Source organism: Acetobacter sacchari (assembly GCF_017377715.1).
GTDB lineage: Bacteria > Pseudomonadota > Alphaproteobacteria > Acetobacterales > Acetobacteraceae > Acetobacter > Acetobacter sacchari.
The window spans coordinates 55009-66460 of sequence record NZ_JAFVMF010000006.1; the positions used below are offsets into that span (position 1 = coordinate 55009).

Genomic DNA, 11452 nt, shown 5'->3' on the forward strand with positions numbered 1-11452 from the left:
GACTATGGGCCGGTTCGTCGCGCGATGGAATGGGGGCGGGCAGAGGGGCAGGCCATCAGAACGACCATGGGCTGTCATCCTGCGCGTAATGGCCTGCATGCTGTTGGCGGCGCCCACTAGGTTACGAAAGTAAGCCGCTTAGTTTTGTAGCTGCATGTCTGTTGAATGGAGGACCAGTCATCGAAAAAACAAGGTGACGGCGTTTTGTGTTGTGGCGCATTGATATCTAGTGATTTTTTTCGCGCAATTAGCGTAAGCCCGAAGGCCAAGACCCGTTGCGCTTAATGCGTTGCGCGGGTCTGGAGCGTGACGTCATTGCTGACCGACGCAGCGATCTGAGTCTGTTCGGCATGGGCATCCTGCGCTGGATTGGCGGCGTACAAGGCGCGGAGCACGGCGTCGTCGAGCGGCGTCATAAGCGATGGCGCCGTCGATTGAAAACGTCCTTCGTCGTACAGGCTCATGATCGAGTTCTGGTTGAAATTTTCGCCAAGCGCCGGTGCGGCAAGCACGACGAACGCCACATAATCGGCAAGTTGCCCCCAGGATGCGCCGGAAGCCAGATTCCGGTCGACGATCACGATTGAAAACGTCGTGCGGAGCAGAGTTCCCTTCTCGTCAAATTTCGCCGACTGGGCGGAGGCGTCTCCCCAGGCGCCATTGAAATACTGTACGCTGGTGCTGCGATACCAGCGCACGGGGCGGTCCTGCCGTAATTGTGCGACTATGCGACGATCCGGCGGCTCGAAATCCTGCTTGCTGACATTGCTTGAATCGTAACCGTTGCCTAGCGTGGGCAAGCCTTTGTCGATTGCGTCAAACATGGCGCTGCCATTTTCACTGAAGACAATGAACGCGTTTTTCGTCTTGCAGGTAGCGGGCAATCCGGGGATGACTGCGCGGGCGGCTCTGTCCAGATGCTTGAGAACTATGCCCTGAAAGGGTTCGTCCAGCCCCAGAACCCCCGGACAGAATGCCGAATCCCACCGGGCCAGTTGGGCGTCCCATTGGCCCGACGCCATTTTCCGGATTTCATGAAGCACGATTTTCGGTGACAGGCCGTAAACAGTGACGGTTTCGTCTGGCGCAGCCAGAGCAGGCGTAGTGCTGGATATCGTAAAAGAAACATATGCCCATATAATCTTCTTGAATTTCATGAATATTTACTCAGTTGGCTTTTTTGGAATGATTTTCTTAGGGCATTGGAAAGGGAATTGAGAGTCTTTCATAATCGACCGTAAACACACGTGGTGTTCAAGTGGGTGTCCTGTGGTGAGGAGGCTGCCTTGTTATTTGGTATGTTTCAAGAGCGTTTTTGTTTTCTCGCGGCTTTAGTCTATCGTGATGTATCCTTGATGTCGCTGGAGAGAAATAGGAGATGCGGCAACCTGAATTACCGTCTGGGGTTCCTAATCGCGCAAGACCACAATCTGGCGCAAGGTCGGTCACTGTAAGATATTTCGAGACACGATCATGAATGTGGTCGTTATGCACTCGGTGTGTTTTAATTTTTAAAAATATAGATTTTTGAGGTTGTTTTTCTGTAGTGATCTTTCGGTATGGTGCGTGCGGGCCGCGTAATGCATAGATAAAGGTTCAAGCAGGAAGACACCGCATAAACTCACATTTTGCTTATCGAACTTCGTGTAACAGCCGAGCGGATTTTCGAGAATGCGCATGTGCTGGACAATCCTCCCGTGCTGATGGACCAGTATTGGCAATCCAGATCTTGTCGCCGATCAACTCGACACGTGTTTTCGAAAAGAGTTCAGCCTCCACTCTTGGCCGTGTTGCTCGGTTTGTAGAACGGCGTTCCAGCCTTTGCTGCTGCGATTGCGCAGGGGACGCAAAAGGACGGCGGGCCACTCTCGCCGAAACTGGCGCTGTCGCCGATCAGGACAGTCGGGCATCCGGTCACAATACGGCCGCCGTGCGCCGTCATATCCAGCATGCGAGCGGCGGGCAGGCCGTTGATGAGCACCGTCGGAGCGCCTTCGATGATCACGTCAGGCGGGCCGACGCAAAAGCATCGGTCACTAACGCGAGCGGCAGGCATCCCTCCGATCAGAACGTTGGGCGAACCGGTCGGCAGGATCGGCCCTCCGACATGAGGGACGGGACCGTCGCACATTGGGCAGACATGTTCGTCGAGTATGCGGGCGGCGGGACGTGGCGCGGGCATCGCGTGCTCCTGAGGGCGAGGAGTGCCTGATTCGTATAGTTTATGAGACGCAGGCGTCGCAGAGAAGCCTTAACTTGCGACGGTAAAGCGAAAACTGGAGGCGATTGTGTTCAATGCAGCAAGTTGTTGCTGTGTAAAGGCGTTCGAGACTGTAGCCGTGAGCTTGAGCAGGGTTGCTTCCGCCTTGATGTAAACGACTCTCTGCTCGGCCGCTCCATCTCCGCTATGGAGGCGAAGCGCCGCAATCGCCGCCGTTCGGCCATCAATTGTGTGTGGGCGCGTCCATAGACGCTCAAACCCGTCGTCTTCGCCGTGGGCGAACTCGAGGTCGGCCTCCATCAACCGCTCGATCGTGTCGTCCGGCCCGGAGGGGCGACGGTTGACGGTGATCGAAAGCGATGAGCCGTCATCCAGCGTTACGGCAATTACATTGACGCTGTTGTCCCGGAACTCGCCGGGAATATCGATCTCCGCTTCCTGAAAGACGTATCGCATACCACCACTGTAACGAGGCGCCGCCCGTCCGCACAGCGCAGCGGGCGGGAATAAAACGGTATTCCAGTCAGGCTTTCAGAAACGATGCGATGTAGTTGACCCCAAGATCACGGCTCTCGCGCCAGTGATTTCCAAGAAGATCCGGCGTCATTCCTGCCATAGCTTCCAGTTGCAGCCCTGCACGTCTGCCGTAACCGCCGAGTTCTGACGGCGTGACGAACTTCTTCCAGTCATGGGTGCCTATCGGCAGCAGCCGCATGACGTATTCTGCGCCGATTTTCGCAAACGCGAAGGCGCGTGGCGTTCGGTTCATGGTTGAGACGAACACGCGGCCCTGCGGCGCGGTCAGGCGGGCGAGCATCGCCACGAACGCGGCCGGGTCGGTCACATGCTCAATGATCTCGAGCGCAACAACGGCGTCGAACGCAGCTCCTTCCTCAACCAGCGTCTCCGCGCTGCCGACGCGGTAGACGAGGGAGCCTGAGCCGGTTGGCAGTGGATTTTCTTCGAGGTGCCGTCGGGCGGCGGCTACGCCTTCGCTCGCCGCGTCGAGACCCAGAACGTCATGGCCGGCGCGCGCCAGAGCTTCGCTCGCCAGCCCAGCGCCGCAGCCGAGGTCGAGAACGCGCAGGCGCCCCTGCTTCCGGGCGCGCTGAGGCAATCGCCTGTCGATCCAGCCGATCCGCAGCGGATTCATGGCGTGGAGCGGTCTCATCGGCCCGCGCGGGTCCCACCACTCCCGCGCGATCGCAGCAAAGCGGGCGATCTCTTCCGGAGAGACGGATGCGCCCGTAACCTGAGAATCGTCGTCGTGCATTCCTTGGCGACCGGTATCCGGCGCGAGTGCTTCTTGGGCAGGATGCATCGAACAGCGCCTTTTCTTCTGCGGTCGCGGCTGGACGGAAGTTCAGCCGGGGTCTATGTGACGCCGCTCGCTTGCCTTCGCAATGGCCGCCGCGTCGGGAATGAATCCACCCACATAGGTGCGTTCAGCCTCCGGCCGCAACCGGTTCCGAAGACGGCGGCAGGGATACGGCGGTCGTATCGAACAACAGCAGACAGCCGTCTTCGCTCCGGCGCCGGAAGTTCCGGGCCGGAACGCGAGCGGATATCGCCGTGTGAGCGGCGGGCACGGAGCAGACGTTATTATGGAGCGTAAAGCACCCCGGATCGTCATGAAGTTCGGCGGCACGTCCGTGGCCGATCTCGACCGGATACGCGCCGTCGCGGAGCGCGTTCGTGCGGAAGTTGAAGCCGGGCGCGAAGTCGCCGTGGTCGTCTCCGCGATGGCCGGCGTCACCAACCAACTGGTCGGCTACTGTCAGGCGCTGTCGCCGCTTCACGACGCCCGCGAATACGACGCCGTCGTGGCCACAGGCGAGCAGGTGACGAGTGGTCTTCTGGCGATCGCCCTGCAGACGTTGGGTGTCGATGCGCGGTCATGGCATGGCTGGCAGATTCCGCTCCGCACGGATGATGCGCATGGCAGGGCGCGCATCGCGACGATTGACGGAGACGCGCTGATTTCCTGCATGCGGGCCGGTCAGGTGCCTGTGATCGCCGGCTTCCAGGGCATCGGTCCAGACGGGCGCGTCACGACCTTGGGGCGTGGCGGGTCTGACACGTCCGCCGTTGCGATCGCCGCTGCGGTTAACGCCGATCGTTGCGATATCTATACGGACGTGGACGGCATTTACACGACTGATCCCCGGATCGTTGCGAAGGCGCGCAAGCTCGATAAAATTACGTACGAAGAAATGCTGGAACTGGCGTCGGTCGGAGCCAAGGTGCTTCAGACTCGCAGCGTCGAACTGGCGATGAAAGAACGGGTCCGGGTGCAGGTGCTGTCCAGTTTCGCCGACGGCGCGGGAACTGCGGATGGCGAAACGCCGGGCTCGCTGGTGGTGGATGAGGACGAAATCGTGGAACAGGAACTTGTCACGGGCATCGCGTATTCGCGCGATGAGGCCAAGGTGTCGATGCGACGCATTCCGGACAAGCCGGGCATAGCCGCCGCGATTTTCGGCCCGTTGTCCGAAGCCAACATCAACGTCGATATGATCGTCCAGAGCACGGGCGAGGACGGCATGACCAACATGACGTTCACGACCAGCAAATCGGACCTCGGGCGCGCGATCGCGCTGATGGAGGCCGCCCATCACGAAATCCAGTATGGCGAACTGCTGACCGACGACGCGGTGGTCAAGGTTAGCGTGGTCGGCGTGGGCATGCGTTCGCATGCAGGTATCGCGAACACGATGTTCCGCACGCTGTCGGATCGCGCGATCAATATTCAGGTTATCTCGACGAGCGAAATCAAGGTGTCCGTGCTCATTGCAGCCGAATACACTGAACTTGCCATCCGCGCGTTGCATACGGCGTACGGCCTTGACGCAGCCTGAGCCCGCCATGAGCGCGAATACTGTCGAGGCGGCGGACGACGCGCAAAGACGCGCCGTCGCGCGGGCGGAGCTCGACCGGCTGTGGTCGCGCGGCGCGCGGTTCCTCGGGGTCGATTACGCCATCCTTGGCGGCGCGATGTCGTGGGTCAGCGAACGCAATCTGGTCTCTGCGATTTCCAACGCAGGCGGCTTCGGCGTGATCGCCTGCGGCGCGATGAACCCGGCGCAGCTGGAGGCCGAGATCGCCGCGACGCAGGTTCTGACGACGAAGCCGTTCGGCGTGAACCTGATCACCATGCATCCGCAACTCGACGAGTTGGTTCAGGTGTGTTTGCGGGCCAAGGTGGGGCATATCGTTCTGGCTGGCGGCATTCCTCCCGGGGCTGCAATTCGTGCAGCGAAAGACGGAGGAGCGCAGGTTATCGCGTTCTCTCCGGCCCTGGTGCTGGCGAAGCGTTTGATTCGTATGGGAGTCGACGCTCTTGTGATCGAGGGCGCCGAAGCTGGCGGGCATGTCGGTCCTGTGTCCCTGACCGTGTTGGCGCAGGAGATTCTGCCGCATATTTCGGACGTGCCGGTCTTCGTCGCCGGGGGCATTGCGCGCGGCGACGCCATTGTCGGTTTTCTTGAGCAGGGAGCCTCCGGCGCGCAACTCGGGACGCGGTTTGCGGCCTCTTCCGAGAGCATTGCTCACGAGCGTTTCAAGGCGGCGTTCATTCGCGCGTCGGCGCGCGACGCGATGACGACGGTGCAACTGGATCCACGCTTTCCTGTTATTCCTGTTCGTGGTCTGGTGAACGAGGGAACACAGCGTTTCCTCGATCATCAGGCGGAAACGCTGCGGCGTTTCCAGGCGGGTGAGTTCAACAAGGAAGAGGCCCAGCTGGAAATCGAACATTTCTGGGCCGGGGCCTTGCGTCGGGCCGTTGTGGATGGTGACGTCGAGACCGGATCGGTGATGGCGGGGCAATCGGTGGGCATGGTGCGATCAGTCCAGCCTGTGGCGGAGATCATTGCCGACCTCATCGATCAGGCCGTGACGTCGCTGATGCGCCGGAGCAGCGGGCGGGAGCACTGAATGAGTGTGGTGGAGGCTGCGGATCGCGAAAAGATGACGGCCGGACAGCGCGTCGGGGAGACGTTGCCTGACGCGTCGCTCGTCGACGGCGTTGAATCTGCGCCGCAACCGCCGCCGCTTCCTGATGTAGCGTCCGTTGGCGTCGGGCCGGCGTTGCGTCTCCGCCGCGAGCAGCTGGGCTGGGCGCTTCCTGACGTCGCGGCGTGGTTGCGTATTCGTCTGTCTTATCTCGAAGCTTTGGAAAGCGGGCAGGCGAACGCGCTGCCTGGAAACGCCTACGCTCTCGGTTTCCTGCGCACCTACGCAAGCGCTCTGGGATTCTCGCCGGAGCAGGTCGTCGCTCGCTTCAAACGCGACGCGAAGGGCGTAGAGCGACAGCCGGAACTCGCGTTTCCTGTGCCCGCGCCCGAGCGCAGCGTCCCGGCGGGGGCGATCGTGTTCGCTGGCATTGCGGTGATAGTGGCTGCCTATGTTGGGTGGTATGTCATGGTCGGACATGAGCCGACCGCTCTTGAGCGGGTGCCTCCGGTTGCGAGCGTGCTGCCCGGCATGGCGCACGGTCCGGCGCCGTCGCCACAGATTGCCTCCGTGATGCCCCAGTCCGGCCCTTCGCCTCTCCCTCCCGACAGGCAGCCTCACGTGGCTGTTCCTGCTCCGTTTGCGCAACAGGAGAATGCCGCTGCTCCGGATGGGGGAGTCGGTGCGCCGCAGGTTGCAGCCTCTCCATCTGTAGTTCCTCCTGACGCGGCTGTTACTTCTGCTCAGGGTGCTTCTGAAGCAGCCGCTCCGGGCGTCCCGGAGGCGGCTCCGGCCCTCTCCACGCCGAGCATCCGGGCCTCGGCGGCCAGCTGGGTGCAAGTCCGCGATGGGGCCGGGAAAGTGGTCTATGACCATGTGATGCAGTCTGGCGACGTATGGTCCGCTCCTGCCGATGGCGGACCGTTCACGTTTACGGCGGGCAATGCGGGCGGAGTGACGTTGGCGCTTGGCGATCTCGTGACGCCGCCTCTTGGCCGCAACGGCTCCGTTCGCCGTAATATCGCGCTGTCAGCCGACGTAATTCGCGAAGCGGTGGCGGCTTCTCCAGAGGCGGGCGCAGGCACGGTGGTCCCGGCGTCCGGCGCGACTGCTGCTCGTCAGACGCCTGCGCAGCCGATTCCGTCTGCTTCGAGCGGAGCGACGCCTCTGAGCTCCGAGGGGGATTCCGCTCCGGTGGCAGCTTCGCCAGTAAGTTCGGACGGCGGGTCAAATCCGCCGACGCAGGTGGCTCCGGTTCGCCGGTTGGCCCCGAAGCCGCCCGCACGACGCGAGCCGACAGCGGACGAACTGAACGCGATGCAGCTTCGCGGAACGGGGGTGGCCGCTCCCGCAGCTGCTGCTGCCGTCGACGGAGATGCGAATCGTCCCTGACTGAGGTGATGACACGTGCTGGCGACACGTATTGACAGTCGGCAGGACATTTTATGAAGGCCCGCATGGGTGTTCGGCGCTTGCTCTATGGCCATCAAGCGCCAAATTTGGCAGGAAGAGCCGGATTGTCGGATTCGGAGCCTCGACGGCCTTCTTAACGGACTATGGCTCCGGCCTTCACCTCGACAGGAGGATTGAACGATGAGTGGCTATCGGCCCTATCAGTATATCGAGCGCCGCAAGTCGCGTCAGATCCACGTCGGCAAGGTCGCCGTCGGCGGCGACGCGCCGATTTCCATACAGACGATGACGAACACCCTGACCAGCGACGCCAAGGCGACGATCGAACAGATCCGCCGCGCCGAACTGGCGGGCGTCGATATCGTTCGCGTTTCGTGCCCGGACGAGGAAAGCACAGCGGCGCTTGCGGAGATCGTGCACGAGGTCAACGTGCCGATCGTCGCGGACATCCACTTCCACTACAAACGCGCCATCGAGGCTGCGAAAGCCGGCGCCGCCTGCCTGCGCATCAACCCGGGCAATATCGGCAGCGCCGAGCGCGTGCGTGAGGTCGTGAACGCGGCGAAGGATCACAACTGCTCGATCCGCATCGGCGTCAACGCCGGTTCACTCGAGAAGCACCTGCTGGAAAAATACGGCGAGCCGAACCCCGACGCGTTGGTCGAGAGCGCGCTGGAGCACGCCAAGATCCTGCAGGATCACGATTTCCACGAATTCAAGATCAGCGTGAAGGCGTCGGACGTGTTCCTCGCCGTCGCCGCTTACCAGCAGCTGGCGGAAGCTTGTGACCATCCGCTGCATATCGGCATCACCGAGGCTGGCAGCCGCCGTGCGGGCACGGTGAAATCCTCGATCGGTCTTGGCAACCTGCTGTGGGCTGGCGTGGGTGACACCATGCGCGTTTCCCTTTCGGCCGAACCGGAAGAAGAGGTGTTGGTCGGTTGGGACATTCTGAAGTCGCTTGGCCTGCGCCACCGCGGCGTGAAGATCATTTCCTGCCCGTCTTGTGCGCGTCAGGGATTCAACGTGATCCAGACCGTTCAGACGCTTGAAGATCGCCTCGCGCATATCAAGACGCCTCTGACGCTTTCGATCATCGGTTGCGTCGTTAATGGGCCTGGCGAGGCGCTGATGACCGATCTGGGCGTCACCGGCGGCGGTTCGGGCCGCCATATGGTCTATTCAGCGGGCAAGCAGGATCACACCGTGCCCTCAGGCTCGATGATCGATCATGTCGTCGATCTGGTCGAGCAGCGCGTCGCGTTGATCGAGGCCGAGGCCGCCAAGGAAAAGGCGGAAGGCGTCGAAGCTGCTCTTCCGGACCTCGAGACCGCGAAATAAGTCTGAAATTCCCTCTTCGGATGGAGAGGGGCTATATCAAAAGCCTGCATCGCCCCGTCGGTCGCGACAACGCGGCGGGCGGGGCGTCTCTTTCGGAGACCCGCCAGTGAGCGCCGTTCAGCCCGTCCGTGGAACCCATGATCTCATCGGTGAGGAGCAGCGTCGTCACGCGCATGTTGTCGACACCGCCCGGACCGTCACGGGACTTTACGGGTTTGAAGAATGGTCGACGCCGATCTTTGAGGAAACGGCCGTGTTCGCCCGTTCCCTTGGCGACACGTCGGATGTCGTCTCGAAAGAGATGTACACATTTCCCGATAGGGGCGGAGAGTCCCTGACGCTTCGTCCCGAGGGTACTGCCGCCATTTGCCGCGCGCTCGTTACGAACGGCCTGACGCAGTCTCTGCCGCAGAAGGTGTTCTATACCGGCCCGATGTTTCGCTACGAGCGGCCGCAGAAGGGGCGTTACCGACAGTTCCACCAGATCGGCGCTGAATTGATCGGCCCTGCCGAACCGGTGGCGGACGCCGAGGCGATAGCCATGGGACGTGACGTTCTCGGTGCGCTCGGCATTGCTGACGACGTGACGCTGGAGCTTAACACGCTGGGCGATCCTGAGAGCCGCGCCGCCTGGCGCAAGGCGCTGATCGACTATTTTTCGAACTTTCGCGACAGACTTTCACAGGACAGTCAGGATCGTCTTGACCGCAATCCGCTACGGATTCTCGACAGCAAGGCTCCGGAGGACCGGGCTCTTCTTCCAGACGCCCCGATGCTCGTCGACTACCTCAACGATCACTCGAAGCGTTTCTGGGATGGTCTTCGGGCCGCGTTGGGGGCGTTCGGCGTGCCGTTTGTCGAGAACCCGCGCATCGTGCGTGGACTGGATTACTATAGCCACACGGCCTTCGAATTCGTGACAACACGCCTGGGTGCGCAGGGCACTGTGCTCGCGGGCGGCCGTTACGAGGGATTGGTCGCCGAAATGGGCGGTCCGCAGACGCCAGCCATCGGCTGGGCGGGCGGAGTAGAGCGTCTGGCCATGCTTCTTGAAAACGCGCCCGAGAAAGAAGCGCCTATCGTAGTGATTCCCGTTGGCGATGCGGCGGAGGCGCCCGCTATCGGCGTGCTGACCCGTCTGCGTTATGCGGGGCTGCGGAGCGAGATGGCCTATCGCGGTAATCTCAAGAAGCGCATGGAACGCGCCAATCGTGTCGGCGCCTCCCATGTCGTGATTCTTGGCGAATCCGAAGTTGCGAAAGGCGTGGTGCAGATGCGAGATCTCTCCTCTGGCGAGCAGAGCGAGATATCGGTTGATCGTCTGATCGAGACTCTGGGCGAGGCTCCACTACGAGCGACCGTGCGTGAATATCTCGGCGCTATCCTTCCGCCCGGTCTATCAGCCGGGAAGGGCGCGTGAGTCTCGACGACCGGCTCGATCGCATCGTCGCCCGGGCCGAAGAACTTGAGGCGCTGCTCGCCAGTGGCGTGACTGGCGACGGCTTTACCAGCGCGTCGCGTGAATATGCGGAACTGGAGCCTCTGGTTTCGCGGGTCAACGCGCTACGTGACGCGCAGGGCGAGGCGCGCGACGCCGAAATGCTCATGGCCGATCCGGAAATGAAGGCGCTGGCGGAAGCCGAGTTTCATGATCTCAAGGATCGGATCGAGACTCTGCGGCAGGAAGTGCGTCTGGCCATGTTGCCGCGCGATGCGGCGGATGATCGCAGCGCAATTCTGGAAATCAGACCCGCCGCCGGAGGCGACGAAGCGGGGTTGTTCGCGGCAGAATTGTTCGGGCTTTATCGGCGTTACGCCGACCTGCGCGGCTGGCGCTTTGAGGTCATGGAATATGACGAGAGCGAGCTTGGCGGTCTGAGGGAAGGGATCGCGACGATCACCGGGCGGGGCGTTTTCGCACGGTTGAAATATGAATCGGGCGTGCACCGGGTGCAGCGTGTGCCCGCGACCGAAAGTCAGGGACGGATTCACACATCCACCGTCACCGTCGCGGTTCTGCCGGAAGCTGAGGAAGTCGACGTGCAGATCGACGAGAGCGACCTGCGCATCGACGTGTATCGTGCGTCCGGCGCTGGTGGGCAGCACGTCAACAAGACCGAGAGCGCGGTGCGGATCACCCACATTCCTTCGGGCGTCGTCGTGGCGATGCAGGAAGAGAAGAGTCAGCACAAGAACCGCGCCAAGGCGATGAAGATTCTGCGGGCGCGGCTGTATGAGCAGCAGCGGGCCGACTTGCACGCCACGCGGGCGGCGGACCGCCGCTCTCAAGTCGGGACAGGCGATCGTTCGGAGCGGATACGGACTTATAATTTTCCGCAGGGGCGCGTCACGGATCACCGTATCGGCCTTACGCTGCACAAGATCGATCGGATCATGCTCGGCGAGATCGACGACATTGTCGACGCGCTGACACAGGAGGAGCAGGCTGCGCTGCTCGTCGCTGAGGGACTGTAGAAGTCTGTCTGCTTAACTGACCGATAAGGATGGTCCTCTAAAATGAGA

10 protein-coding genes are annotated in these 11452 nt (G+C 61.7%); 6 read left to right on the forward strand and 4 right to left on the reverse strand.

Annotated features, from left to right (window positions below; translation table 11 throughout):
- Nucleotides 1-281: 281 nt before the first annotated feature.
- The 4 genes from J2D73_RS06575 to ubiG all read right to left on the reverse strand — a co-directional run bounded on the left by J2D73_RS06575 (nucleotide 282) and on the right by ubiG (nucleotide 3494).
- Nucleotides 282-1157, reverse strand: coding sequence for a hypothetical protein (locus J2D73_RS06575; RefSeq protein ID WP_207880598.1), 876 nt, complete (start codon nucleotides 1155-1157; stop codon nucleotides 282-284).
- A 611-nt stretch (nucleotides 1158-1768) separates the two neighbouring features.
- Nucleotides 1769-2182 (reverse strand): PAAR domain-containing protein, encoded by a 414-nt coding sequence (locus J2D73_RS06580; protein ID WP_207880601.1) that lies wholly within the window; start codon nucleotides 2180-2182, stop codon nucleotides 1769-1771.
- Nucleotides 2183-2251: 69 nt separating this feature from the next.
- Complete coding sequence (locus J2D73_RS06585) at nucleotides 2252-2677, reverse strand: DcrB-related protein (RefSeq protein ID WP_207880605.1); 426 nt, start codon at nucleotides 2675-2677, stop codon at nucleotides 2252-2254.
- Between the two features lie 67 nt (nucleotides 2678-2744).
- Entirely contained in the window at nucleotides 2745-3494 is a 750-nt protein-coding gene (ubiG, locus tag J2D73_RS06590) for a bifunctional 2-polyprenyl-6-hydroxyphenol methylase/3-demethylubiquinol 3-O-methyltransferase UbiG (protein ID WP_207880916.1), read from the reverse strand.
- Nucleotides 3495-3825: 331 nt separating this feature from the next.
- On the opposite strand from ubiG, the gene J2D73_RS06595 reads away from it, so the two are divergent.
- From J2D73_RS06595 to prfA, 6 genes are all read left to right on the forward strand, one after another.
- A complete protein-coding gene (locus J2D73_RS06595) occupies nucleotides 3826-5079 on the forward strand; it encodes an aspartate kinase (RefSeq protein WP_243429746.1) in 1254 nt (417 codons plus the stop codon).
- A gap of 7 nt (nucleotides 5080-5086) precedes the next feature.
- The gene (locus tag J2D73_RS06600) at nucleotides 5087-6157 is read left to right on the forward strand and encodes an NAD(P)H-dependent flavin oxidoreductase (RefSeq protein WP_207880608.1); all 1071 of its coding nucleotides are present in this window, start codon (nucleotides 5087-5089) and stop codon (nucleotides 6155-6157) included.
- The gene (locus J2D73_RS06605) at nucleotides 6158-7567 is read left to right on the forward strand and encodes a RodZ domain-containing protein (RefSeq protein WP_243429724.1); all 1410 of its coding nucleotides are present in this window, start codon (nucleotides 6158-6160) and stop codon (nucleotides 7565-7567) included. It begins immediately after the preceding gene.
- A gap of 201 nt (nucleotides 7568-7768) precedes the next feature.
- Entirely contained in the window at nucleotides 7769-8929 is a 1161-nt protein-coding gene (ispG, locus tag J2D73_RS06610) for a flavodoxin-dependent (E)-4-hydroxy-3-methylbut-2-enyl-diphosphate synthase (RefSeq protein WP_207880611.1), read from the forward strand.
- Nucleotides 8930-9035: 106 nt separating this feature from the next.
- Nucleotides 9036-10349, forward strand: a complete 1314-nt coding sequence (gene hisS / locus J2D73_RS06615) for a histidine--tRNA ligase (RefSeq protein ID WP_207880614.1) — start codon at nucleotides 9036-9038, stop codon at nucleotides 10347-10349.
- On the forward strand, nucleotides 10346-11404 hold the full coding sequence (gene prfA, locus J2D73_RS06620; RefSeq protein ID WP_207880617.1) for a peptide chain release factor 1: 1059 nt from the start codon (nucleotides 10346-10348) through the stop codon (nucleotides 11402-11404). The genes hisS and prfA overlap by 4 nt, the downstream gene beginning before the upstream one ends.
- The last annotated feature ends 48 nt before the right edge of the window (nucleotides 11405-11452 follow it).

What these genes read in the sequence shown, in the direction of transcription:
- J2D73_RS06575 (WP_207880598.1), bottom strand. Translation starts at nt 1,157, where the DNA reads ATGAAATTCAAGAAGATTATATGGGCATATGTTTCTTTTACGATATCC.
- ispG (WP_207880611.1), top strand. Translation starts at nt 7,769, where the DNA reads ATGAGTGGCTATCGGCCCTATCAGTATATCGAGCGCCGCAAGTCGCGT.
- J2D73_RS06595 (WP_243429746.1), top strand. Translation starts at nt 3,826, where the DNA reads ATGGAGCGTAAAGCACCCCGGATCGTCATGAAGTTCGGCGGCACGTCC.
- J2D73_RS06600 (WP_207880608.1), top strand. Translation starts at nt 5,087, where the DNA reads ATGAGCGCGAATACTGTCGAGGCGGCGGACGACGCGCAAAGACGCGCC.
- J2D73_RS06585 (WP_207880605.1), bottom strand. Translation starts at nt 2,677, where the DNA reads ATGCGATACGTCTTTCAGGAAGCGGAGATCGATATTCCCGGCGAGTTC.
- ubiG (WP_207880916.1), bottom strand. Translation starts at nt 3,494, where the DNA reads ATGCACGACGACGATTCTCAGGTTACGGGCGCATCCGTCTCTCCGGAA.
- J2D73_RS06580 (WP_207880601.1), bottom strand. Translation starts at nt 2,182, where the DNA reads ATGCCCGCGCCACGTCCCGCCGCCCGCATACTCGACGAACATGTCTGC.
- J2D73_RS06605 (WP_243429724.1), top strand. Translation starts at nt 6,158, where the DNA reads ATGAGTGTGGTGGAGGCTGCGGATCGCGAAAAGATGACGGCCGGACAG.